The sequence below is a fragment of the Pseudomonas sp. B21-012 genome (assembly GCF_024749305.1).
Classification (GTDB): Bacteria; Pseudomonadota; Gammaproteobacteria; order Pseudomonadales; family Pseudomonadaceae; genus Aquipseudomonas.
Genome location: NZ_CP087197.1, coordinates 1,945,835 through 1,969,222 on the forward strand (window position 1 = coordinate 1,945,835; position 23,388 = coordinate 1,969,222).

Below are 23,388 nucleotides of genomic sequence, written 5' to 3' on the forward strand. Positions count from 1 at the left end.
GGACCCTTCATGTTCAAGTCTTCCTTTATAGGGGCAGGGCTGGCGCTGCTCGTCGGTTGCGCCAGCGTCAATGCGCCGGTGGCCGACAGCGCCTACACCCGGGTCGAAAGCCATATTCCCGAATGGGGCGCGATCATCGAGTTGGGCAGTGGCAAGCAGGTTTCGCCGACGCAACTGCTTGATGAGCTGGCGCCAGCGCACACGGTGATGGTCGGCGAAGTGCACGACAACTTCGCCCATCATCTGATCGAGCAATGGCTGGCGACCCACCTGGCCAAGCGCCGGCCCCAGGGGGCGGTGGTTCTGGAGATGCTCGGCAGCGACCAGCAGCGCCCGGTCGCCGAAGTCCAGGCCTGGCTGGGCCAGGGCAACCAGGTGCGTAGCCAGCGCCTGCAACAGATCATCCATTGGGACCCGCGCTGGAGCTGGGAGCAATACGGCACGCTGATGGCAGCGCTGATGCCGGCGCCAGCGGCACTGCTGGCCGGCAACCTGTCGGGCGCCGAGCGCAAGCGTCTGATGGCAACAGCGACAGCCAACCCCGACGGTCTGTTCCCGTCGCCCGCCATCGCCGCCCGCCAACGCCAGCAGATCAAGCAGATGCACTGCGGGCAGATCGATGCCGCGCGCATGAATGCAATGCTGGCGATCCAGCACGCCCGCGATCAGCGCATGGCGCAGGTGCTCGATAACGCCCAGGCGCCGCGACTGCTATTGGCGGGTGTGCTGCACACGCTCAAAAGCCTGGGCGCCCCGCAATACCTGGGGCAAGGGGCGAGCGACCCGGGGCTGAAAGTACTGGTGATCGCTGAGCAGGATCATCGCCTGAGCGCCAGCGACGCCGACTACGTCTGGATGCTGCCGAGCGCGGATGCCGAGGGCGCCGCCCTGGTTACCGACGCGGGTGGTTGCGACCAGCCCGCCCATTGAAGCCTTCATTACAAGGAATTAGCCATGACTGAACTGACTGAAAGCGGATTCAACCCGCTGTGCCTGGACCTGCCCGCCGTGGAGGTAGCCGCACAGCTGCATAGCCTGGGCCTGGTGTGCACGTGTACGCCGGCTAACCATGCCGTGATCGAACAACTGGGGCGTTATCCGCAATCCGACGATATCAGCGAAGCGGGGCTGGTGATTGGCGAGGACGGCCTGGACCTGCGCTTGAATCTGCGTGCCTGGTACTGGATCGGCATGGCTCATGATGCCGGTGGCTACCGCCTGAGTGTCTTCGATCGCCACGGCAAAGTGCTGCTGCGCCTGGCCTCGACCGAGCAGTCGTCGATGGCCGGCTGGGCAGGACTGTATGAGCAGTGCATCGACAAGCCGGCAGTTTTCAGCGAGCCGCCTTCGTTCAGCAAGCGTGATCTGCAGGTGCCCGGCCTTGTTGAGGAATGGGCGGCGATGGCCAATGTCCATGAGCACTTTGCCCTGCTCAAGCGCCACGGCCTGACCCGTTACGAAGGTAACGCCCTGGTGGCCCCGGATTTTGCCCGGCAACTTTCGCAGACCAGCCCGGTGGCTATGTTCCGTGAGCTGGCCGCCAGCGCGCTGGAGCTGATGCTGTTCGTCTACAGCGCCGGTAGCGTGCAGATCTTTACCGGCCGGCTGACGGGTGTGAGCGAGTCGGGCGCCGAGCTGCTGTTCGACATGCCCGCCAGTGACCAGGCGGCGGCTACCTGCTTCAGGGTCGCCGATGCGCCGGATGCGCAGATCTGGCGGGTTTACAAACCGAACCAGGTCGGCGGCGTCACCAGCCTCGAGTTTTTTGATGCCGAGCAGCGTCTGATTGTCCAGGTCTTTGCTCGTCGTCCGGCGGGGCAGCCTGAACAACCGGCCTGGCGTGAGTGGCTGGATGCCCTGGAGGCGGCGCGATGAAGGCTTTGCTGCTTGGCGTGCTGGCGGCCTGTGCGGTCATGACCGTGCAGGCCGAAACCGCTGACACCTTGGTGATTGGCAATGATCTGGCGGAAATTGTCGAGCGCCTGGGCGGTACTTCGCGCCTGGTCGGGCGCGATGATTCCAGTCGCTTTGCGCAGGCCATCGCCAACCTGCCGTCGGTGGGGTACATGCGCCAGCTCTCGGCAGAAGGGGTGCTGGCGCTCAAGCCGCAACGGCTGCTGATCAGCGATGCTGCCCGCCCGGCTATCGTGCTGCGCCAGTTGAGCGGCCTGGGGCTTGAAGTGCTGAGCATTGCCCGCGGCAAGGGTGTCGGCGATATCCCGGCAAAGATCGAGCAGGTGGCGGCGGCCATGAACCTACAGGCGCAGGCGCAACCCTTGCTTGATGAGCAGCGCCAGTTGGCTGGGCAGTTGGCCAAGACGCCGGCGCTCAAAGGACCGAAGGCGCTGTTCATTTTCAATCATGCCGGCATGACGCCGCTGATCATGGGGCAAGGCACCGAAGCTCAGGCGGCACTGGCGCAGGCGGGGATCGAAAACTGCGCGACCTTCAATGCCTACAAGCAAGTGGCGGCTGAAGCCATGGTGTCGCTGGCGCCGGATTTCGTCATCGTCAGCCGCGCCGGGCTGGCGGCACTTGGGGGTGAAGACAACCTGTGGAAACTGGGCGGCCTGGCCCATACCCCGGCCGGACAGCATCGGCGCTTGGTGCAGGTCGATGACCAGGCGCTGCTCAACCTCGGGCCGCGCACGGTGCAGGCCATGCTGCAGCTACGCCAGGACGCAGGAGCGCTGTTTCCATGAGGCGCGCAAGCAGCGTCTCGCTGTCGATACTGATGCTGATGCTGGCAGGGCTGTGCGCCCTGCTGGTGGTGTGTTCGCTGGTCGGTAGTATCGGCTTGTCGCCACGGATTGTGTTCGGTGATCTGCCCACCGCCCTGGAGTGGCAGGTCTGGAGCGAAGTGCGCCTGCCGCGTCTGCTGCTGGCAGTGCTGGTGGGCTCGACCCTGGCGGTGGGCGGCACGGCGATGCAAGGCCTGTTTCGCAACCCGCTGGCCGACCCGACCCTGCTCGGCCAGGCCAGCGGCGCCGGGCTGGCGGTGTCGATCTGGGTCGTACTGTTCAATGGCCGCTTTGCCGGGTTGGAGCTTTATGGGCAGTTTTTCGCAGGCTTTATTGGCGCGTTGCTGGTGACCCTGGTGATTTTTCGTATTGGCCGCGGCTACAAAGGGCGCGAGTCGACCATCACCTTGTTGCTGGCCGGCTTGGTCATCAACACCCTGACCGGTGCCCTGGGCGGCATCCTCACCTTTGTCGCCAGCGAAGAGCAGTTGCGCCAGCTGAGCTTGTGGGGCATGGGCAGCCTGAGCAGCGCCGAGTGGTCGAGCGTATCGGTGGCCGCCCTGGTCTTGCCCCTGAGCTTGTGGGTGCTGGCGCGCTGTGCGGGCGATCTGGACTTGTTTCAGCTGGGCGAGGTGTCTGCACACGCCGCCGGGCTGGATGGCGACCGGCTGAAAAACCGTGTGGTGCTGGCTTCGTCGCTGGGCGTGGGCCTGTGCGTGGCGCTGAGCGGCATCATCGGGTTTATCGGCCTGCTGGTGCCGCATTGCCTGCGCCTGTATTTCGGCCCCGGCCACCGTTTGCTGATTCCTGCGTCGATGCTCTGCGGCGCGATCCTGTTGCTGGTCGCCGATACCCTGGCACGCAGTCTTACCAGCCCGGCAGAAATTCCCGTCGGCCTGGTCACCAGCATTATTGGTGGGCCGTATTTTCTCTGGTTGTTACTCGGTCGCAAGGTGCGGGAGTTTTGACATGCTTGAACTGATCAATGTCAGCCTGGAGCGTCCTTTTGCCCTGGCGCCGTTCAGCGAGCGGGTACGGGCAGGTGAGCTTCTTGGGTTGATCGGCCCCAATGGCGCGGGCAAAAGCACGCTGTTGTCGTTGATATCCGGTTACCTGCAACCGGCGGGCGGGCAGATCGAGTTGCTCGGTCGAGCGTTGCCCGCTTATTTGCCCGGGCAACTGGCGCGCCGGCGCGCGCTGGTGACGCAGCAGATGGACAGTGCTTTCGATTGGCGGGTCGAAGAATTCATTCGTCTCGGTCAGCAGCACCCTGGCGAGCCGTGCCCGGGCATTATCGATGCGCTGGATGTCCGTCACTTGCTTGGCCGGGGAGTGTTGTCGCTGTCTGGCGGCGAGCTGCAGCGGGTAACCATTGCCCGGGCCATGAACCAATTGGCAATCAGCCCGCTGACTGACGCCTGGGACGATGGTCGCGGCTGCCTGCTGTTGCTGGACGAACCCACCAGCGCCCTGGATATCGGCCAGCAGCAGAACCTCATGCGGGTGTTGCGCACGCTGACCCGTTCGCCGCGTATTGCCGTGGTCTGTGTGTTACACGACCTGAACCTGGCTGCGCGCTACTGCGACCGCCTTTGGCTGCTCGAAGGCGGCCGGCTTTGCGCCAGCGGCGCGCCGGCCCAGGTGCTCAGCGAGCAGCGCATTGCCCAGGTGTTTGGTGCGCAGGTACGGGTAATGGCGGGTAAACACCACCAGGTGAGCATTGAGCTGGCGCCGTAAGTGGCGTCTAGCGCTGACTCAACGTAACCCAGTAGCGTGAGCGCCGCAGCACCTGCACGGACAATGACAGGGGCAGGGCGTCGAGCACCGCATCGGTGTCGGCCAGCGGATAAACGCCGGAGATACGCAACGCAGCGATCTCGTCGCTGCAGCGCAACAGGCCAGGCCGGTAGCGGCTGAGTTGCTCGACAAAGGCATCCAGGCGCATGTTGTCGGCCACCAGCAAGCCCTTGCTCCAGGCCGGTTCGGCCGAGGTGCCGGTGGCCGGTTCGATGCGGGTCGGGGTGAAGCGCGCGCGCTGCCCGGGAGCCAGGCGCAGGGGGTTGGCGGGTGATTGCCGCGCCCGCACCTCGACTGCACCGTCGAACAGCTCGACCTGCGTGGCTGGCTCTTGCAGCTCGACACTAAAACGCGTCCCCAATGCCCGTACCTGGCCATGTACGGTGTAAACGCTTAACGGGCGTTGATTGGCGTTCGAGGGGTGGCCACTGCGGATCAACAGGCGCCCGGCGAGCAATTGCACGCGCCGCTGGCGGCTGTCGAACAGCACGGCGATTTCGGTACTTGCGTCGAGGGTCAATTGGCTGCCGTCTTCCAGCTCGATGTGCTGTGGGGCGCTGGCGCCATTGCGGTAGGTCAGTTCCGGGCCCGACTGCCAGACGTTGCGATAGGCCAGTTGCCCGGCGCAGCCGAACAGGCCGAGCATCGCCAGTGCCTTGAGCGCTTGCCGGCGACTGCGGCCCTGGCTGCCCCGGGAAAGGCTCTGGTAGCCGGCATGTGGCTCCAGCCCGGCCATGCGTCGACGCAGGGCCTCGATGTGCAGCCAGGCACGTTCGTTGTCCGGATGGGCGGCGCGCCACTGCTCAAGCGCCCGCTGCTGCTCGGGGCTGAGTGCGCCTTCCATGGTTTCGGTGAGCCACTGTGCGGCTTCGCGAGTAGTACGCGGGTTAAAGGGGGAGGGGGTCATGGCAGGTCAGCAAAAAAGCAATGCTGGTTGGCCCGCACCAGGTACAGCTTTACCGAGCGGCTGCTGACCTGCAGGCGTTCGGCGATTTCGGCGATCTTCAGGCCCTGCAGGTGCGACAGTAAGAAGGCTTCGCGGACCTTGGCCGGCAGGGCGTCTAGCATGCGATCGAGCAGGGTCAGGGCTTCAAGTGCCAGCACCCGGACTTCGGGTGACGGTTCAACTGCTTCAGGCAGGCTGGCCAGTGTTTCCAGGTACGCCTGCTCGACCAGGCGGCGGCGATAGACATTGGCCATCAGTCGCCGCGCCACAGTCGAGAGAAACGAGCGGGGTTCGCGGATCCTGAACAGGTCTTTGGAGCCGAGGATGCTCAGGAAGGTATCGTGGGCAATGTCGGCGGCATGTTCCGGGCAGCCGATACGATTGCGTAGCCATCGGTGCAGCCAATTGTGATGGTCGTTGTACAGGGTGCTCAGGCACGTATTCAGTCCAGGTGTAGCGGGGCGGGTGTCCATCGGGTGCGTGGCCGGCGTAAAGCGGAACGGACGCCCATTATAGCGAGAATGATTATCAATTGATAATTATTGTTATTGAGAAATGCTGGTCACCGGCTGGCCGTGAGCGGATTTGCCGGGCGGCCCAGCTGCCGCAGTGCCTGCTTGCACGCTTTCGTCGCAGACTACCTGGCTGATGGCTCTGGACAGTGAGCCTTTGAAGATCGGAGTGAGCTCGTTGTCGGCCTCGGCGTCCTGAAGGTCCTCCAGCGAAGCTCCCGAGCCCATGAAGCGTACTGTGCGTGCGCTGCAATCGAACTGGCGGGCACTGTAGCTGGTCCCGCTGATGCCGACACGCTGGGTGATTACAGTGCGCTGGGAAGGATCACCCGACACGCTCACGATCGAGTAGCGGGCGTCTTGATCGAAGGAGGTTTGCAGCACTGTAGCGCTGACGAGGGAACAGCAAAGTGCCAGGCAACAGCCAGAGATGAGTTTGATCAGCACGGGTACTTCCTTGCATTGGCGCTGTGATTTTGCAGGAGGTGCCAAGCGATAATGAATCGTATTAACGATGTGGCACGTTGCTAGCTTAGTGGGCAAGCCATTCCTAGACAACGGCCCACCCCCCATTGTTCATGAAATTTCCGACAATCGGGGTGGATTATTCATGCATGTTTTGACGGCCTGGTGACAATCGACGAAAAGCTGATAAATTTCAGCCGGTTGAAACAGCAGTCGGGGGTCCGGTTGCGAAAAGGAAAAACACCATGATTTCACCGGAACGTCAGGCTGTAGCCTTGCAGCGCTATCTGGACGCCAACCCGCAGATGCGTGAGGAAATTGCCGGGCTCAGCGAGCACGAGCAGGCTCAGCAGGTCCTCTGGGCCTTCGAGGATGCCGCGCAGGAGCAGGGGGTCGAACCCTGGGAGCTGACCTTGCAACTGATTGCCGAGTCCGACGAGGAGCTTGCGGCCCTGCGCCTTGAGGTGCATCGCGAGGTTGCCGAGGCGCTGGGGATGGCGTGGGAAGAGTATTGCGAGTTCAACGAAATCGAACAGGATTCGTAACGCTGCAACTCGGATTTGTAGTGTTTTGACAAGATTTTATGCAGCCCAGGGGCTGGATCATCATGGCTTCAGCAGTGACGTCCAGGCCAGGGGCTGCGTGTGTTGAGCGGCCTTGGGCAAGGTTTTTGCCAGGGTCTTTGAATTAAATGGACCGGCGTACTTTCCCGTCGTCCTGAACGGGGTGACTTCTGGTCTTTGAGCCACTAGAATGCTTGCCCTTGATTCTGGAGTCGGGTATCGCCGGCTAACGTCTGTGCAACGAGGAATATCCATGCAAGTTTCTGTTGAAAATACTTCTGCTCTCGAGCGCCGCATGACCATCGCCGTTCCGGCCGAGCGCGTCGAGACCGAAGTCAACAAGCGTCTGCAACAGACTGCCCGTCGCGCCAAGGTCCCAGGCTTCCGTCCTGGCAAAGTGCCGATGAGCGTGATCCGTCAGCGCTACGAAGACGCCGCCCGTCAGGAAGCCTTCGGCGACCTGGTCCAGGCTTCCTTCTACGAAGCCGTGGTCGAGCAGAAGCTGAACCCGGCTGGCGCCCCTGCCGTCGAGCCAAAATCGTTCGAAAAGGGCAAAGATCTCGAATACGTCGCCATTTTCGAAGTATTCCCTGAGTTCACCGTTGCCGGTTTCGACTCGATCGCCGTTGAGCGCCTGAGCGCCGAAGTGGCTGACGCCGACCTGGACAACATGCTCGAAGTGCTGCGCAAGCAGAACGTGCGTTTCGAAGCCGCTGACCGCGCTGCCCAGAACGAAGACCAGCTGAACATCGATTTCGTCGGCAAGGTCGACGGTGAAGTGTTCGCTGGCGGTTCGGCCAAGGGCACCCAGCTGGTACTGGGTTCCGGTCGCATGATCCCGGGCTTCGAAGAAGGCCTGGTCGGCGCCAAGGCCGGTGAAGAGCGCGTTCTGAACCTGACCTTCCCCGAGGACTATCAGAACCTGGACCTGGCTGGCAAAGCGGCCGAGTTCACCGTTACCGTCAACAGCGTTGCCGAGCCAAAGCTGCCTGAGCTGACCGAAGAGTTCTTCGCCCAGTTCGGTATCAAGGAAGCAACCCTGGAAGGTTTCCGCACCGAAGTTCGCAAGAACATGGAGCGTGAACTGCGTCAGGCGATCAAGACCAAGGTCAAGAACCAGGTAATGGACGGCCTGCTGGCTGCCAACCCGATCGAAGTCCCGAAAGCCCTGCTGGAAAACGAAGTGAACCGCCTGCGCGTTCAAGCCGTTCAGCAGTTCGGTGGCAACATCAAGCCTGAGCAACTGCCGGCCGAGCTGTTCGAAGAGCAAGCCAAGCGCCGCGTCGTGCTGGGCCTGATCGTCGCCGAAGTGGTCAAGCAGAACGAACTGAAGCCGGACGAAGACCGCGTTCGCGAAATGATCCAGGAAATGGCTTCGGCTTACCAGGAGCCTGAGCAGGTCGTCGCTTGGTACTACAAGAACGACCAGCAACTGAACGAAGTCCGTTCGGTTGTGCTGGAAGAACAAGTTGTGGATACTGTTCTGCAGAAAGCGACTGTGACCGACAAATCGGTCTCGTACGAAGAAGCCGTAAAACCAGCCCAGGCACCTGCCGCCGCTGAGTAATACGCCAGCTTCGTAGGAAAACACCACAAGCCAGCCTTCGAGCTGGCTTGTGCGTATTCAAGACATGACTATTTGGGAGTGAGTGCAGGACATGTCCCGCAATTCTTATTATCAGCAGAGCTCTGACATCCAGGCCGCAGGCGGCCTGGTCCCGATGGTTATCGAGCAATCCGCTCGTGGCGAACGCGCCTATGACATCTACTCGCGCCTTCTCAAGGAGCGGGTGATCTTCCTGGTCGGCCCGGTAGAGGACTACATGGCCAACCTGGTAGCGGCGCAGATGCTGTTCCTTGAAGCGGAAAACCCGGACAAGGATATCCATCTCTACATCAACTCGCCGGGCGGTTCGGTGACTGCCGGCATGTCGATCTACGACACCATGCAGTTCATCAAGCCGGACGTCTCGACCATCTGCATCGGCCAGGCCTGCAGCATGGGCGCCTTCCTGCTGGCCGCAGGTGCCAAGGGCAAGCGTCACTGCCTGCCGAACTCGCGGGTGATGATTCACCAGCCACTGGGCGGTTTCCAGGGCCAGGCCACGGATATCGAGATCCACGCCAAGGAAATCCTCTCCATCAAGTCGCGTCTGAACGAGCTGCTGGCCTACCACACAGGTCAGGACCTGGAGACCATCAAGCGCGATACTGAGCGCGACAATTTCATGAGCGCCGAGCGCGCAGCCGAATACGGCCTGATCGACTCGGTCTACGACAAGCGGCAACTGGCCTCCTGAATCCGGGTGCCAGAGCAGGCGGGCGCGCATTGCGCCTACCTGCGGACTTGAAAAAGCCCGCAATTGCCTTCATCTTGTGTTGCAAGCCTACCGGATTGGATCGATCGAATGACTGACACCCGTAACGGCGAGGACAACGGCAAATTGCTCTATTGCTCCTTCTGCGGCAAAAGCCAGCACGAAGTGCGCAAGTTGATTGCCGGCCCCTCGGTATTTATCTGCGACGAGTGCGTCGACCTGTGCAACGACATCATCCGTGAGGAGGTGCAGGAAGCCCAGGCCGAGAGCAGCGCGCATAAACTGCCTTCGCCGAAAGAAATCAGCACCATCCTGGACCAGTACGTCATTGGTCAGGAGCGTGCGAAAAAGGTACTGGCGGTAGCGGTGTACAACCACTACAAGCGCCTGAATCAACGTGACAAGAAGAACGACGACGTCGAGCTCGGCAAGAGTAACATCCTGCTGATCGGTCCGACGGGCTCGGGTAAGACCCTGCTCGCCGAAACCCTCGCGCGTCTGTTGAATGTACCGTTCACCATCGCCGATGCCACCACCCTGACCGAAGCCGGTTACGTGGGTGAGGACGTCGAGAACATCATTCAAAAACTGCTGCAGAAGTGCGACTACGACGTGGAAAAGGCCCAGATGGGCATTGTCTACATCGACGAAATCGACAAGATCTCGCGCAAGTCGGACAACCCGTCCATCACCCGCGACGTTTCGGGCGAGGGCGTGCAGCAGGCGCTGCTCAAGCTGATCGAAGGCACGGTCGCTTCTGTACCGCCGCAAGGTGGCCGCAAGCACCCGCAGCAGGAATTCCTGCAGGTCGATACGCGTAACATCCTGTTTATCTGTGGCGGTGCGTTCTCGGGCCTCGAAAAGGTCATCCAGGCGCGTTCCACCCGCGGCGGCATCGGCTTTGGTGCCGAAGTACGCAGCAAGCAGGAAGGCAAGAAGGTTGGCGAGTCGCTGCGTGAAGTCGAGCCTGACGATCTGGTCAAGTTCGGTCTGATCCCGGAGTTCGTCGGTCGTCTGCCGGTTCTGGCGACCCTCGACGAGCTCGACGAAGCTGCCTTGATGCAGATTCTGACCGAGCCGAAGAACGCCCTGACCAAGCAGTATGCCAAGCTGTTCGAAATGGAAGGCGTGGACCTGGAGTTCCGCAGTGATGCGCTCAAATCCGTGGCCCGCAAGGCCCTGGAGCGCAAGACCGGGGCCCGTGGCCTGCGTTCGATCCTCGAAGGCATCCTGCTCGACACCATGTACGAGATTCCTTCGCAGAAGGATGTCAGCAAGGTGGTGATCGACGAGAGCGTCATCGATGGCTCTTCGCAGCCGCTGTTGATCTACGAGAACAGCGAGCCGCAAGCCAAGGCTGCACCCGACGTCTGAGTCGCCACGCGGCTCGATTCAAGCAAGGGGCCTTCGGGCCCCTTTGCTTTTCCTGTCGCAGAGCTTGTTTTTTTGCGGGCCTGCCCCCACATTAACTCCACGCTCAAAATCCATCGGTTTCCGGCCATAAGGCCGCTGTAGAGGCGAAATCATGAAGACCACCCTCGACTTGCCTCTCTTGCCATTGCGCGATGTCGTCGTCTATCCGCACATGGTCATCCCACTGTTCGTGGGGCGCGAGAAGTCCATCGAGGCCCTTGAGGCCGCGATGACGGGCGAGAAGCAGATTCTCCTGCTGGCCCAGAAGAACCCCGCTGACGACGATCCAGGCGAAGACGCCCTGTACCGCGTCGGTACCATTGCCACCGTCCTGCAACTGCTGAAACTGCCCGATGGCACCGTCAAGGTGCTGGTCGAAGGCGAACAGCGCGGTGCGGTCGAGCGTTTCAACGAAGTCGACGGCCACATTCGTGCCGAAGTTTCGCTGATCGACGAATCCCAGGCTGCCGAGCGCGAGTCTGAAGTCTTCGTCCGCAGCTTGCTGTCACAATTTGAACAATATGTTCAGCTGGGCAAGAAAGTCCCGGCTGAAGTCCTGTCGTCGCTCAACAGCATCGATGAGCCCGGGCGCCTGGTCGACACCATGGCAGCGCACATGGCGCTGAAGATCGAGCAGAAGCAGGAAATCCTCGAGATCCTCGACCTGTCGGCTCGTGTCGAACACGTGCTGGCGCTGCTGGATGCCGAAATCGACCTGCTGCAGGTCGAAAAGCGTATCCGTGGCCGGGTCAAGAAACAGATGGAGCGCAGCCAGCGCGAGTACTACCTGAATGAGCAGATGAAGGCCATTCAGAAAGAGCTCGGCGACAGCGAAGAAGGTCACAACGAAGTCGAGGAGCTGAAAAAGCGTCTCGACGCTGCCGGCCTGCCGAAGGACGCCTACGCCAAGGCCCAGGCCGAGCTGAACAAGCTCAAGCAGATGTCGCCGATGTCGGCCGAAGCCACCGTGGTGCGCTCGTACCTCGACTGGCTGGTGCAGGTGCCGTGGAAGGCGCAGAGCAAGGTGCGTCTGGACCTGGCCAAGGCCGAGGAAATTCTCGACGCCGACCATTACGGCCTGGAGGAGGTCAAGGAGCGTATCCTTGAGTACCTCGCAGTGCAAAAACGGGTAAAAAAGATCCGTGGTCCGGTACTGTGCCTGGTCGGGCCGCCTGGCGTGGGTAAAACCTCGCTGGCCGAGTCGATCGCCAGTGCCACCAACCGCAAGTTCGTACGCATGGCCCTCGGTGGTGTGCGCGACGAGGCCGAGATTCGCGGTCACCGCCGTACCTATATCGGTTCGATGCCCGGTCGTCTGATTCAGAAAATGACCAAGGTTGGCGTACGCAACCCGCTGTTCCTGCTCGACGAAATCGACAAGATGGGCAGCGACATGCGCGGCGATCCGGCTTCGGCGTTGCTGGAAGTGCTCGACCCCGAGCAGAACCATAACTTCAACGATCACTACCTGGAGGTCGACTACGACCTCTCGGACGTGATGTTCCTCTGCACCTCGAACTCGATGAACATCCCGCCAGCCTTGCTGGACCGGATGGAAGTCATCCGCCTGCCGGGTTACACCGAGGACGAGAAGATCAACATCGCGGTCAAGTACCTGTCGCCCAAGCAGATCAAGGCCAACGGCCTGAAAAAGGGCGAGCTGGAGATCGACGTCTCGGCGATCCGCGACATCATCCGCTACTACACCCGCGAAGCCGGCGTGCGGGGCCTGGAGCGCCAGATCGCGAAAATCTGCCGCAAGGTGGTCAAGGAGCACGCCGGCCTCAAGCAGGTGGCGGTGAAGGTTACTGGCGAGCAGCTCGAGCACTACCTGGGCGTGCGCAAGTACCGCTACGGCCTGGCCGAGCAGCAGGATCAGGTTGGCCAGGTCACCGGCCTTGCCTGGACCCAGGTGGGCGGCGAACTGCTGACCATTGAAGCTGCAGTGATTCCGGGCAAGGGTCAGCTGATCAAGACCGGCTCGCTCGGTGACGTCATGGTCGAGTCCATCACTGCCGCGCAAACCGTGGTGCGCAGCCGGGCCCGCAGCCTGGGGATTCCTGCCGACTTCCACGAGAAGCGCGATACCCACATCCACATGCCCGAAGGCGCCACGCCCAAGGATGGTCCAAGTGCCGGTATCGGCATGTGCACCGCCCTGGTTTCGGCCCTGACCCAGATCCCGGTGCGTGCCGATGTGGCCATGACCGGCGAGATCACCTTGCGTGGTCAGGTGCTGGCAATCGGTGGTTTGAAGGAAAAACTGCTGGCCGCTCACCGGGGTGGAATCAAGACGGTGATCATTCCGGAAGAGAATGTGCGTGATCTGAAGGAAATTCCTGAGAATATTAAGCAGGATCTGCAGATTAAACCGGTCAAATGGATTGACGAAGTCCTCCAAATTGCGCTGCAATACGCCCCGGAGCCCTTGCCCGATGTGGCTCCGGAGATTGTCGCCAAGGATGAAAAGCGCGACAGCGATTCCAAGGAAAGAATCAGCACACATTAGTACGTATTTGGCTGGGGGGCTTTCTTGACAGTATTTTCAGGCCCTTGTTATAAAGCGGCACTTAAGTGTCAACAGGCCACCCAGCGCTCGTTTAGCTTTTCATTACATACTTAGAAACAAACTCAATAGAGATATAAGGGGACTTAGAGTGAACAAGTCGGAACTGATTGACGCTATCGCCGCATCTGCTGATATTTCGAAAGCTGCCGCTGGCAAAGCGCTGGACGCAGTAATCGAATCCGTCACCGGCGCCCTGAAGGCAGGTGACTCCGTGGTACTGGTAGGTTTCGGTACCTTCTCGGTCACCGACCGTCCAGCTCGCACCGGCCGCAACCCGCAAACCGGCAAGACTCTGGAAATCCCTGCCGCCAAGAAGCCTGGCTTCAAGGCTGGCAAGGCTCTGAAAGAAGCCGTCAACTAAGTCGCTTCCTTCAGGCTCACGCCTAACCGAGCCGGGCTCACGCCTGGTCCGGCTGCCGAGCGCCGGGAGGCCTGATACCAGGTTCCCGGCGCTCGGCCAGTTACGAGAAGGCGCATCCTCGGATGCGCCTTTCTTCTATCAGGACTCTACCCACGCTCCACGGTTGGTTCATTCAGTACAACCGTTTCTGGGGGACGCATGCTGCAGAATATCAGGGACAATTCACAAGGTTGGATTGCCAAGACCATCATCGGTGTCATCGTAGCCTTGATGGCACTGACCGGCTTCGATGCCATCTTCCAGGCCACCACCCACAGCCAGGACGCTGCCAAGGTCAATGGCGACAAGATCAGCCAGAACGAGCTGAGCCAGGCCGTCGACATGCAACGTCGACAGCTGATGCAACAGCTGGGCAAGGATTTCGATCCGGCCATGCTCAACGAGCAAATGCTGCGTGAAGCCGCGCTCAAGGGCTTGATCGATCGCAAGTTGCTGCTTCAAGGCGCCGAAGACGCCAAGTTCGCTTTCTCCGAAGCTGCCCTCGACCAACTGATCCTGCAAACCCCTGAGTTCCAGGTGGACGGCAAGTTCAGCCCCGAGCGTTTCGATCAGGTCATTCGCCAGATGGGCTACGGCCGTCTGCAGTTCCGCGAAATGCTGGCTCAGGAAATGCTCATCGGCCAACTGCGCACCGGCCTTGCCGGCAGCGGTTTTGTTACCGACGACCAGGTCGACGCTTTTGCCCGTCTGGAAAAACAGACCCGCGATTTCGCTTCGCTGACCTTCAAGGCCGATCCGGCCGCGGTCAAGGTTACCGACGAGCAGATCAAGGCGCACTACGACGAACACGCCAAGGAGTTCATGAGCCCCGACCAGGTCGTCATCGACTACATCGAGCTGAAGAAATCCGCGTTCTTCGACCAGGTTGAAGTCAACCAGGACGAGCTCAAGGCGCTGTACGAGAAAGAAATCGCCAACCTGGCCGAGCAGCGGCATGCCGCGCACATTCTTGTTGAAATCAATGACAAGGTGAACGAGGGGCAGGCCAAGGCCAAGATCGAAGAAATCCAGGCGCGCCTGGCCAAGGGCGAAGACTTTGCCACTCTGGCCAAGGAGTTCTCCCAGGACCCGGGCTCGGCCAGCAATGGCGGTGACCTCGGTTATGCCGGCCAGGGCGTTTATGATCCGGCCTTCGAAGACGCACTGTATGCGCTGAACAAGGACCAGGTCTCGGGCCCGGTGCGTACCGAATACGGTTTCCACCTGATCAAGCTGCTCGATGTGCAGGCGCCTGAAGTGCCAAGCTTCGACAGCCTGAAAGACAAGCTGACCCGTGAGCTGAAAACCCAGCAGGTCGAACAGCGCTTTGTCGAAGTGACCAAGCAGCTGGAAGACTCGGCCTTCGAAGCCTCCGACCTCGCCCAGCCGGCGCAGGAACTGGGCCTGAAGGTGCATACCTCGCCAGCGTTCGGTCGTGAAGGCGGCGAAGGCATCACTGCCAACCGCGCGGTGATCCAGGCGGCATTCAGCACTGAAGTGCTGGAAGAAGGCTCCAACAGCACGGCGATCGAGCTGGATCCGGAAACCATCGTGGTGCTGCGCGTCAAGGAACACCGCAAGCCTGAGCAACTGGGCCTTGAAGTGGTCTCCGAGAGCATCCGCAAGCACCTGGCCAAAGAGCAGGCGACTGCTGCCCTGAAGACCAAGGCCGATGCCCTGATCGCCGGTCTGCGCGATGGCAAGATTGCCTTGGCGGCCAGCCAGGACGGTCAGGCCTGGAAGGTTCAGGAGGCGGTATCGCGTAGCCAGGACGGTATCGACCCGGTCGAGCTGCAGGCGCTGTTCCGTATGAGCAAGCCTGAAGCCAAGGACAAGCCGGTGTACGCCAGCGTCACCCTTAACGATGGTAGCCTGGTGGTACTGCGTCTGAACGGCGTCAACGAAGGCACAGCGGCCACTGAAGAAGAGAAAGCGAGCTACCGCCGCTTCCTCGCTTCGCGCGCCGGCCAGCAGGACTTCGCGGCATACCGCAAGCAGCTGGAAGCCAAAGCGGATATCACTCGCTACTGAGTGCTGGATGCTTGAAACAGAACAGGCCGCTTATGCGGCCTGTTCTGTTTTCATCGCGGGGCAAGTCGGGTCGCCGCACCGCCGCTCCCACCGGTTTGTAGGAGCGGGCTTGCCCCGCGAAGAGGCTACTGAACGGCAGCTGGCGCCAGAAACGCCGCCTCCAGCAACTGCCGGGTATACGCATGCTGCGGGTCGGCAAAGATATCCGCCGCCACCCCTTGCTCCACCACCTGGCCTTGCTTGACCACCATCAACTGGTGGCTGAGCGCCTTGACCACCGCCAGGTCGTGGCTGATAAACAGGTAGGTGAGGTTGTACTTGCTCTGCAATGAGCGCAACAGCTCGACCACCTGGCGCTGCACGGTGCGGTCCAGGGCCGAGGTCGGCTCATCGAGCAGGATAAGTGCCGGTTTGAGCACCAGTGCCCGGGCAATGGCGATGCGCTGGCGTTGGCCGCCAGAGAACTCGTGCGGGTAACGGTGCCGCGCCTGCGGATCAAGGCCGACCTCCTGCAGGGCGGCAATGATTGCCTGCTCCTGCTCGGCGGCGCTGCCCATGCGGTGGATGCGCAGGCCTTCACCGACGATGTCGCTGACGCACATGCGCGGGCTGAGGCTGCCGAACGGGTCCTGGAAAACCACCTGCATCTGCCGGCGCAGCGGGCGTACCTGCTGCTGGGTCAGGTGCTCAAGGCTCGTGCCCTGAAAGCGGATGCTGCCCTGGCTGCCCAGCAGGCGCAGGATCGCCAGCCCCAGGGTCGACTTGCCCGAACCGCTTTCGCCGACAATGCCCAGGGTCTGGCCCTGGGGCAGGTCGAAGTTGATGCCGTCCACCGCCTTGACGTAATCGACGGTGCGTCGCAACAGACCCTTCTTGATCGGGAACCACACGCGCAGGTTCTCGACCTGCAGCATCGGCGCGCCGGGCGGGTTGCCGGCCGGGCCGCCGCTGGGCTCGGCACCGAGGAGCATCTGCGTGTAGGGATGCTTGGGGTGGCGGAACAGTTCTTCACAGTCGGCTTGCTCGACGATCTGGCCCTTTTGCATCACGCAGACCCGGTGGGCAATGCGCTTGACCAGGTTGAGGTCGTGGCTGATCAGCAGCAGCGCCATGCCCAGGCGTGCCTGCAGGGACTTGAGCAACTCGAGGATCTTCAACTGCACGGTGACGTCCAGCGCCGTGGTCGGTTCGTCGGCGATCAGCAGGTCAGGCTCGTTGGCCAGGGCCATGGCAATCATCACACGCTGCCTCTGGCCGCCTGAGAGCTCGTGTGGCAGCGCTTTGAGGCGTTTGTGCGGCTCGGGTATGCCGACCATCGCCAGCAGCTCCAGGGTGCGCTCAGTGGCCGCCTTGCCGCGCAGGCCCTTGTGCAGCAGGAGGATCTCGTTGATCTGCTTTTCGATGTTGTGCAGCGGGTTGAGCGAGGTCATCGGCTCCTGGAAGATCATCGCCACGCGGTTGCCGCGTATGCGCCGCATCTTTTTCTCGTCGAGGGTCAGCAGGTCTTGCCCTTCGAACAGGATGCTGCCGCTCGGGTGGCGGGCCAGCGGGTAGGGCAGCAGGCGCAGGATCGAGTGCGCCGTCACCGACTTGCCCGAACCGCTTTCACCGACCAGGGCCAGGGTTTCGCCGCGGCGGATGTCGAAGCTGACACCTTCGACCACCCGCTGGGTTTGATCGCCGGTGACGAACTCGACGGCCAGGTCACGGACTTCGATCAAGGTTTGCTTGCTCATCTCATTTCCTCGGGTCGAAGGCATCGCGGGCGGACTCGCCGATGAACACCAGCAGGCTGAGCATCAAGGCCAGCACCGCGAAGGCGCTCATGCCCAGCCAGGGCGCTTGCAGATTGGACTTGCCCTGGGCCACCAGTTCGCCCAGCGACGGCGCGCCGGGCGGCAGGCCGAAGCCGAGGAAGTCCAGGGCGGTCAGGGTGCCGATGGCGCCGGTGAGAATGAACGGCATGAAGGTCATGGTCGAAATCATCGCGTTGGGCAGGATATGCCGGTACATGATCGCGCCGTTCTGCATGCCCAGCGCCCGTGCCGCGCGCACGTACTCAAGGTTGCGCCCGCGCAGGAACTCGGCGCGCACCACATCCACCAGGCTCATCCACGAGAACAGCAGCATGATCCCCAGCAGCCACCAGAAATTCGGTTGCACGAAGCTTGCGAGGATGATCAGCAGGTACAGCACCGGCAGCCCCGACCAGATTTCCAGGAAGCGTTGCCCGGCCAGGTCCACCCAGCCGCCGTAAAAACCCTGCAGGGCACCGGCGATCACGCCGATGATCGAGCTGAGGATGGTCAGGGTCAGGGCAAACAGCACCGAGATACGGAAACCATAGATGACCCGCGCCAGCACGTCGCGGCCCTGGTCGTCGGTGCCCAGCCAGTTCTGCGCCGACGGCGGGGCGGGGGCCGGGACCTTGAGGTCGTAGTTGATGCTCTGGTAGCTGAACGGGATCGGCGCCCACAGCACGAAGCTGTCCTTGGCGGCGAGCAGTTCGCGGATGTACGGGCTCTTGTAGTTGGCTTCCAGCGGGAACTCGCCGCCGAAGGTGGTTTCCGGGTAGCGCTTGAGCGCCGGGAAATACCATTGGCCGTCGTAGCGCACGGCCAGTGGCTTGTCATTGGCGATCAGCTCGGCGCCCAGGCTCAGGCCGAACAGGATCAGGAACAGCCACAGCGACCACCAGCCGCGGCGGTTGGCCTTGAAGCGCTCGAAGCGCCGGCGATTCAGAGGTGACAGGTTCATCTCAGTGCTCCCGGCTGTCGAAGTCGATACGTGGGTCGACCAGGGTGTAGGTCAGGTCGCCAATCAGCTTCACCACCAGCCCGAGCAGGGTGAAGATGAACAGGGTGCCGAAGACCACCGGGTAGTCGCGGTTGATCGCCGCCTCGAAACTCATCAGGCCCAGGCCATCGAGGGAGAAGATCACCTCGATCAGCAGGGAGCCGGTGAAGAAGATACCGATGAACGCCGACGGGAAACCGGCGATCACCAGCAGCATGGCGTTGCGAAACACATGGCCGTAGAGCACGCGGTTAGGGCTCAGGCCCTTGGCCTTGGCGGTGACCACGTACTGCTTGTTGATCTCGTCGAGGAAGCTGTTCTTGGTCAGCAGGGTCATGGTCGCGAAGTTGCCGATCACCAGGGCGGTGACCGGCAGCACCAGGTGCCAGAAGTAATCGAGCAGCTTGCCGGCGGTGCTCAGCTCGTCGAAATTGTTCGAAGTCAGGCCGCGCAGCGGGAACCAGTCCAGGTAGCTGCCGCCAGCAAAAAGTACGATCAGCAGGATGGCGAACAGGAACGCCGGAATGGCGTAGCCGATGATGATCGCCGAGCTGGTCCAGACGTCGAAGTGGCTGCCGTGGCGGGTGGCCTTGGCGATGCCCAGGGGGATCGACACCAGGTACATGATCAGCGTGCTCCACAGCCCCAGGGAGATCGACACCGGCATCTTCTCGACGATCAGGTCGATGACCTTGGCATCACGGAAGAAGCTGTCGCCAAAGTCCAGGTGGGCGTAGTTCTTGATCATGATCCACAAGCGTTCCGGCGCCGATTTGTCGAAGCCGTACATCTGCTCGATTTCCTTGATCAGGGCAGGGTCCAGGCCCTGGGCGCCGCGGTAGTTGGAGCCGGCCACCGAGACTTCGGCACCCCCTCCGGCAATCCGGCTGGTGGCGCCCTCGAAGCCTTCAAGCTTGGCGATCATCTGCTCGACCGGGCCGCCTGGGGCGGCCTGGATGATGATGAAGTTGATGATCAGGATGCCCAGCAGGGTCGGGATGATCAGCAGCAAACGGCGAAAGATATAGGCCAGCATGCTATTTCGCCCCTTCGGCCGCTTGCGCCTCGGGCGCCGGGTTCAGCGGTACCACCGGCTCGACATCCGGCTTGATCCACCAGGTGTTGATGCCGATGTCGTATTTGGGCGACACCTTGGGGTGGCCGATGTGGTTCCAGTAGGCCACGCGCCAGGTCTTGATGTGCCAGTTGGGGATCACGTAGAAGCCCCATTGCAGCACCCGGTCGAGGGCGCGCGAATGCTCGATCAGGCTTTGTCGCGAATCGGCGTTGATCAACTGCTCGACCAGGGTGTCGATGGCCGGGTCCTTCAGGCCGATGAAATTGCGGCTGCCGGGGTTGTCGGCGGCGGCGCTCTGCCAGAACTCGCGTTGCTCGTTGCCCGGCGAGTTGGACTGCGGGTAGCCGCCGACGATCATGTCGAAGTCCCGTGAGCGCAGGCGGTTTATGTACTGCGAAACATCGACCCGGCGAATCACCAGGTCGATGCCCAGGTCGGCGAGGTTGCGCTTGAACGGCAGCAGGATGCGTTCGAACTCGGTCTGGGCCAGGAGAAACTCGATCGACACTGGCTTGCCCTGGGCGTCGACCATCTTGTCGTCGACGATGCGCCAGCCGGCGTCCTGCAGCAGCTTGTAGGCTTTGCGCTGCTGTTCGCGGATCATGCCGCTGCCATCGGTGACCGGGTTGGCGAAGGGCTGGGTGAACACCTGGTCGGGGATCTTGCCGCGCAGCGGTTCGAGAATTTTCAGTTCGGCGGCGTCGGGCAGGCCGGTGGCGGCCATGTCGGAGTTCTCGAAGTAGCTGCGGGTGCGGGTGTAGGCGCCGTTGAACAGCTGCTTGTTGGTCCATTCGAAGTCCAGCAACAGGCTCAGCGCTTCACGTACCCGCACATCCTGGAACAGCGGGCGGCGGATGTTGTAGACGAAGCCCTGCATGCCGGTCGGGTTACCGTTGGGCAGCTCTTCGAGGATCAGGCGTTTCTGCCGTACGGCTGGCACGTCGTAGGCGGTGGCCCAGCTCTTGGCGGCGGTTTCCAGGCGGTAGTCGAACTGGCCGGCCTTGAGCGCTTCGAGGGTGACGGCGCTGTCGCGGTAATAGTCGGTGGTCATCTCGTCGAAGTTGTAAAAGCCGCGATTGACCGCCAGGTCCTTGCCCCAGTAGTCCTTGACCCGCTCGTAGCGAATCGAACGCCCCGGCTTGACCTCGGCGACCTTGTACGGGCCGCTGCCCAGGGGAACTTCGAGGTTGCCCTTGGTGAACTCACGGTTTTCCCAGAAGTGCTTGGGCAATACCGGCAACTGGCCGAGGATCAGCGGCAGCTCGCGGTTGTTGCTGTGCTTGAACTTGAACAATACCCGCTGCGGATCTTCGGCGATCACTTCGGCGACGTCGGCGTAGTAACCGCGGTACAGCGGTGCGCCGTGCTTGATCAGGGTGTTGAAGGTGAACACCACGTCTTCAGCCTGCATCGGCTGGCCGTCATGAAAACGTGCTTCGGGGCGCAGGTAGAAGCGTACCCAGCTGTTGTCCGGAGCTTTCTCGATCTTGCCGGCGACCAGGCCGTACTCGGTGAAGGGCTCATCCAGGCTTTGGGTCATCAGAGTGTCGTAGATCAGGCCGATGTCGTCGGCGGAAACACCCTTGTTGATGAACGGGTTGAGGCTGTCGAAGCCGCCGAAGCCGGCCTGGCGGAAGGTGCCGCCCTTGGGCGCGTCGGGGTTGACGTAGTCGAAGTGCTTGAAGCCTGCCGGGTATTTCGGCGCTTCATCGTAAAGGGTCAGGGCGTGTTGCGGTGCAGCCAGTGCCTGGCCACCGAGGCAGGCCAGCAGCAGTGCGCAGGCCTTCAGGCGCAGGCGGGACATTGGCATCATTGGGCTTTCTCCGAAGGCTTGATCCACCAGCTGTTGAGCCCCAGGGTATAGGGCGGCGTGGCCACAAAGGCAAAGCGATTGCGGTAGGCCAGGCGGTGGTTGTCGAGATACCAGTTGGGAATCATGTAGTACTGCCACAGCAGCACCCGGTCCAGGGCGCGGGCGGCGGCCACTTGGTCTTCACGGCTCTGGGCGGCCAGCAGGGTGTCGAGCAGGTGATCGACCACCGGGTCTTTCACGCCAGCATAGTTCTTGCTGCCCTTGGTCGAGGCCTGGCTAGAGTGAAAGTACAGCCATTGTTCAAGGCCCGGGCTCAGGGTCTGGTTCAGGGTCATCAGAATCATGTCGAAGTCGAACTGGTCCAGGCGTTGTTTGTACTGGGCCCGGTCTACCGTGCGCAAGCGTGCTTCGATGCCAATGCTGGCGAGATTTTCGACATAAGGTTGCAGGATCCGTTCAAGGTTCGGATTGACCAGCAACAGTTCCAGCTTCAAGGGTTGCCCGGCGCTGTTGAGCAGGCGTTGGCCATTGAGCTTCCAGCCGGCCTGGCCGAGCAGCTCGAGGGCCTGGCGCAAGGTCTGGCGGTTGATCCCTCGGCCGTCGGTGTGGCTCACCGAATAGGGCTCGGTGAACAGCGCTGCCGGCAGTTGTTTGCGGTAGGGCGCCAGCAGCAACCACTCCTTGCCCACCGGCAGGCCGCTGGCGGCGAATTCGCTGTTGGGGTAGTAACTGGTGGCGCGCTGGTAGGCGCTGCTGAACAGGGCGCGGTTGGTCCACTCGAAGTCGAGCATCAGCCCCAGTGCCTGGCGAACCCGCGCATCGCTGAAGGTCGCCCGGCGACTGTTCATGAACAGGCCCTGGGTCTGGGTTGGAATCTTGTGCGGGATCTGTGCCTTGATCACATCGCCGCGGCGCACCGCCGGGAAGTTGTAGCCGTTGGCCCAGTTCTTCGCCTGGTGCTCGATGTAGATGTCGAACTCACCGGCCTTGAAGGCTTCGAAGGCCACTGCGCTGTCGCGATAGAACTCGTACTCGACGCGGTCGACGTTGTACTTGCCGCGGTTCACCGCCAGGTCCTTGCCCCAGTAGTTCTTCACCCGCTCGAACACCAGGCGTCGCCCGGGCTGCACCTGGGTGATGCGGTAGGGGCCACTGCCCAAAGGCGGCTCGAAGGTGGTGGCCTTGAAGTCGCGGCCTTTCCAGTAGTGCGCCGGCAGCACCGGCATCTCGCCCAGGCGCAGGATCAGCAGCGGGTTGCCGGCGCGCTTGAAGACAAAGCGGATGCGTCGCGGGTTGAGGATATCGACGCGTTTGACTTCCTGCAGGTTGGTCCGGTAGATCGGATGGCCTTCCTTGAGCAGGGTGCGATAGGAGAACGCCACGTCGCTGGCGGTAATCGGCTTGCCATCGTGAAAGCGCGCTTCGGGGCGCAGGTTGAACACCACCCAGCTGCGGTCTTCGCTGTACTCGACCGAGCCTGCGATCAGGCCATAGCTTGAAGTGGGCTCATCACCGGAGGGGTCGTACTGGCCGGTGCCGACCATCAGGGTTTCGTTCAGCTCGCTCACCCCGTACTGCAAGAAGTTCGGCGTGGTGACCGGGCTTGAGCCCTTGAAGGTGTAGGGGTTGAGGGTGTCGAAGGTGCCAAATGCCATGGCGCGCAAGGTGCCGCCCTTGGGCGCTTGCGGATTGACCCAGTCGAAGTGGGTGAATTTGGCTGGATACTTGAGCGTGCCGAACTGGGCGTAACCGTGGCTTTCGCTGATTGTTGCGCCCGCGGGAAAGCTCAAGGCCAGGCTGAGTGACAGCAACAGGAGGGGACGTATCAAGTCGAGATCCGATCCAGGCGGCTTGGGCTTTATTCCAGCTACAGTAACAGCTTGTATCGACTGGAAAAAGAGTGCCGCGTGGGGCGGGGCAGGTGGCTCCGGTCAGTGACCGGAGCA

General features: G+C 61.8%; 20 protein-coding genes. 12 read left to right on the plus strand and 8 right to left on the minus strand.

Translation table 11 applies throughout. From position 1 onward, the window contains the following. Positions 1-9 precede the first annotated feature (9 nt). Genes LOY37_RS08955 through LOY37_RS08975 form a run of 5 tightly spaced genes read left to right on the plus strand, consistent with a single transcriptional unit; the run spans position 10 to position 4,478 of the window. A complete protein-coding gene (locus tag LOY37_RS08955) occupies positions 10-930 on the plus strand; it encodes a ChaN family lipoprotein (protein ID WP_258716666.1) in 921 nt (306 codons plus the stop codon). Positions 931-954: 24 nt separating this feature from the next. Beyond that, positions 955-1,875 carry a ChuX/HutX family heme-like substrate-binding protein gene (locus LOY37_RS08960; RefSeq protein ID WP_258716667.1) on the plus strand — a complete coding sequence of 307 codons (921 nt, stop codon included), beginning with the start codon at positions 955-957 and terminating at the stop codon, positions 1,873-1,875. Further along, complete coding sequence (locus LOY37_RS08965; RefSeq protein WP_213601977.1) at positions 1,872-2,702, plus strand: hemin ABC transporter substrate-binding protein; 831 nt, start codon at positions 1,872-1,874, stop codon at positions 2,700-2,702. Before LOY37_RS08960 ends, LOY37_RS08965 begins: the two co-directional genes overlap by 4 nt. Then, positions 2,699-3,709, plus strand: coding sequence for an iron ABC transporter permease (locus tag LOY37_RS08970; RefSeq protein ID WP_258716668.1), 1,011 nt, complete (start codon positions 2,699-2,701; stop codon positions 3,707-3,709). Before LOY37_RS08965 ends, LOY37_RS08970 begins: the two co-directional genes overlap by 4 nt. A gap of 1 nt (position 3,710) precedes the next feature. Continuing rightward, positions 3,711-4,478: an ATP-binding cassette domain-containing protein gene (locus tag LOY37_RS08975; RefSeq protein WP_258716669.1), complete on the plus strand. Its 768-nt coding sequence runs from the start codon at positions 3,711-3,713 to the stop codon at positions 4,476-4,478. Between the two features lie 7 nt (positions 4,479-4,485). Here the strand turns inward: LOY37_RS08975 and LOY37_RS08980 are convergent, their stop codons facing one another. The 3 genes from LOY37_RS08980 to LOY37_RS08990 all read right to left on the minus strand — a co-directional run bounded on the left by LOY37_RS08980 (position 4,486) and on the right by LOY37_RS08990 (position 6,443). Beyond that, a complete protein-coding gene (locus LOY37_RS08980) occupies positions 4,486-5,445 on the minus strand; it encodes a FecR domain-containing protein (RefSeq protein WP_258716670.1) in 960 nt (319 codons plus the stop codon). Continuing rightward, positions 5,442-5,957, minus strand: a complete 516-nt coding sequence (locus LOY37_RS08985) for a sigma-70 family RNA polymerase sigma factor (RefSeq protein ID WP_258610185.1) — start codon at positions 5,955-5,957, stop codon at positions 5,442-5,444. The genes LOY37_RS08980 and LOY37_RS08985 overlap by 4 nt, the downstream gene beginning before the upstream one ends. 72 nt (positions 5,958-6,029) lie before the next feature. Then, positions 6,030-6,443 (minus strand): hypothetical protein, encoded by a 414-nt coding sequence (locus LOY37_RS08990; RefSeq protein ID WP_052676584.1) that lies wholly within the window; start codon positions 6,441-6,443, stop codon positions 6,030-6,032. A gap of 263 nt (positions 6,444-6,706) precedes the next feature. Here LOY37_RS08990 and LOY37_RS08995 point away from each other — a divergent pair, with 263 nt between their 5' ends. From LOY37_RS08995 to LOY37_RS09025, 7 genes are all read left to right on the plus strand, one after another. Further along, positions 6,707-7,006, plus strand: a complete 300-nt coding sequence (locus LOY37_RS08995) for a DUF6388 family protein (RefSeq protein WP_195883451.1) — start codon at positions 6,707-6,709, stop codon at positions 7,004-7,006. 271 nt (positions 7,007-7,277) lie between these two features. After that, positions 7,278-8,591, plus strand: coding sequence for a trigger factor (tig, locus tag LOY37_RS09000; protein WP_045202127.1), 1,314 nt, complete (start codon positions 7,278-7,280; stop codon positions 8,589-8,591). A gap of 91 nt (positions 8,592-8,682) precedes the next feature. Then, positions 8,683-9,324, plus strand: a complete 642-nt coding sequence (gene clpP / locus LOY37_RS09005; RefSeq protein ID WP_010224369.1) for an ATP-dependent Clp endopeptidase proteolytic subunit ClpP — start codon at positions 8,683-8,685, stop codon at positions 9,322-9,324. A gap of 108 nt (positions 9,325-9,432) precedes the next feature. After that, positions 9,433-10,716 carry an ATP-dependent Clp protease ATP-binding subunit ClpX gene (clpX, locus tag LOY37_RS09010; RefSeq protein WP_010224368.1) on the plus strand — a complete coding sequence of 428 codons (1,284 nt, stop codon included), beginning with the start codon at positions 9,433-9,435 and terminating at the stop codon, positions 10,714-10,716. Positions 10,717-10,867: 151 nt separating this feature from the next. Further along, positions 10,868-13,264, plus strand: a complete 2,397-nt coding sequence (gene lon, locus LOY37_RS09015; RefSeq protein ID WP_045202125.1) for an endopeptidase La — start codon at positions 10,868-10,870, stop codon at positions 13,262-13,264. 148 nt (positions 13,265-13,412) lie between these two features. After that, the gene (locus LOY37_RS09020) at positions 13,413-13,685 is read left to right on the plus strand and encodes an HU family DNA-binding protein (RefSeq protein ID WP_045202124.1); all 273 of its coding nucleotides are present in this window, start codon (positions 13,413-13,415) and stop codon (positions 13,683-13,685) included. A 198-nt stretch (positions 13,686-13,883) separates the two neighbouring features. Continuing rightward, entirely contained in the window at positions 13,884-15,755 is a 1,872-nt protein-coding gene (locus tag LOY37_RS09025; RefSeq protein WP_045202122.1) for a SurA N-terminal domain-containing protein, read from the plus strand. A gap of 125 nt (positions 15,756-15,880) precedes the next feature. Here the strand turns inward: LOY37_RS09025 and LOY37_RS09030 are convergent, their stop codons facing one another. From LOY37_RS09030 to LOY37_RS09050, 5 genes are read right to left on the minus strand one after another with little or no spacing between them, the layout of a single operon-like run. Further along, positions 15,881-17,491 (minus strand): ABC transporter ATP-binding protein, encoded by a 1,611-nt coding sequence (locus tag LOY37_RS09030; protein WP_258716671.1) that lies wholly within the window; start codon positions 17,489-17,491, stop codon positions 15,881-15,883. 1 nt (position 17,492) lies between these two features. After that, entirely contained in the window at positions 17,493-18,512 is a 1,020-nt protein-coding gene (locus LOY37_RS09035) for an ABC transporter permease (protein WP_045202118.1), read from the minus strand. Position 18,513: 1 nt separating this feature from the next. After that, the gene (locus LOY37_RS09040; protein WP_045202116.1) at positions 18,514-19,587 is read right to left on the minus strand and encodes a microcin C ABC transporter permease YejB; all 1,074 of its coding nucleotides are present in this window, start codon (positions 19,585-19,587) and stop codon (positions 18,514-18,516) included. Position 19,588: 1 nt separating this feature from the next. Next, on the minus strand, positions 19,589-21,442 hold the full coding sequence (locus LOY37_RS09045; RefSeq protein WP_093385230.1) for an extracellular solute-binding protein: 1,854 nt from the start codon (positions 21,440-21,442) through the stop codon (positions 19,589-19,591). Continuing rightward, positions 21,439-23,268: an extracellular solute-binding protein gene (locus tag LOY37_RS09050; protein ID WP_195885971.1), complete on the minus strand. Its 1,830-nt coding sequence runs from the start codon at positions 23,266-23,268 to the stop codon at positions 21,439-21,441. The genes LOY37_RS09045 and LOY37_RS09050 overlap by 4 nt, the downstream gene beginning before the upstream one ends. Positions 23,269-23,388 lie beyond the last annotated feature (120 nt).

What these genes read in the sequence shown, in the direction of transcription:
- LOY37_RS08955 (WP_258716666.1), top strand. Translation starts at nt 10, where the DNA reads ATGTTCAAGTCTTCCTTTATAGGGGCAGGGCTGGCGCTGCTCGTCGGT.
- LOY37_RS08960 (WP_258716667.1), top strand. Translation starts at nt 955, where the DNA reads ATGACTGAACTGACTGAAAGCGGATTCAACCCGCTGTGCCTGGACCTG.
- LOY37_RS08965 (WP_213601977.1), top strand. Translation starts at nt 1,872, where the DNA reads ATGAAGGCTTTGCTGCTTGGCGTGCTGGCGGCCTGTGCGGTCATGACC.
- LOY37_RS08970 (WP_258716668.1), top strand. Translation starts at nt 2,699, where the DNA reads ATGAGGCGCGCAAGCAGCGTCTCGCTGTCGATACTGATGCTGATGCTG.
- LOY37_RS08975 (WP_258716669.1), top strand. Translation starts at nt 3,711, where the DNA reads ATGCTTGAACTGATCAATGTCAGCCTGGAGCGTCCTTTTGCCCTGGCG.
- LOY37_RS08980 (WP_258716670.1), bottom strand. Translation starts at nt 5,445, where the DNA reads ATGACCCCCTCCCCCTTTAACCCGCGTACTACTCGCGAAGCCGCACAG.
- LOY37_RS08985 (WP_258610185.1), bottom strand. Translation starts at nt 5,957, where the DNA reads ATGGACACCCGCCCCGCTACACCTGGACTGAATACGTGCCTGAGCACC.
- LOY37_RS08995 (WP_195883451.1), top strand. Translation starts at nt 6,707, where the DNA reads ATGATTTCACCGGAACGTCAGGCTGTAGCCTTGCAGCGCTATCTGGAC.
- tig (WP_045202127.1), top strand. Translation starts at nt 7,278, where the DNA reads ATGCAAGTTTCTGTTGAAAATACTTCTGCTCTCGAGCGCCGCATGACC.
- clpP (WP_010224369.1), top strand. Translation starts at nt 8,683, where the DNA reads ATGTCCCGCAATTCTTATTATCAGCAGAGCTCTGACATCCAGGCCGCA.
- clpX (WP_010224368.1), top strand. Translation starts at nt 9,433, where the DNA reads ATGACTGACACCCGTAACGGCGAGGACAACGGCAAATTGCTCTATTGC.
- lon (WP_045202125.1), top strand. Translation starts at nt 10,868, where the DNA reads ATGAAGACCACCCTCGACTTGCCTCTCTTGCCATTGCGCGATGTCGTC.
- LOY37_RS09025 (WP_045202122.1), top strand. Translation starts at nt 13,884, where the DNA reads ATGCTGCAGAATATCAGGGACAATTCACAAGGTTGGATTGCCAAGACC.
- LOY37_RS09030 (WP_258716671.1), bottom strand. Translation starts at nt 17,491, where the DNA reads ATGAGCAAGCAAACCTTGATCGAAGTCCGTGACCTGGCCGTCGAGTTC.
- LOY37_RS09035 (WP_045202118.1), bottom strand. Translation starts at nt 18,512, where the DNA reads ATGAACCTGTCACCTCTGAATCGCCGGCGCTTCGAGCGCTTCAAGGCC.
- LOY37_RS09040 (WP_045202116.1), bottom strand. Translation starts at nt 19,587, where the DNA reads ATGCTGGCCTATATCTTTCGCCGTTTGCTGCTGATCATCCCGACCCTG.
- LOY37_RS09045 (WP_093385230.1), bottom strand. Translation starts at nt 21,442, where the DNA reads ATGATGCCAATGTCCCGCCTGCGCCTGAAGGCCTGCGCACTGCTGCTG.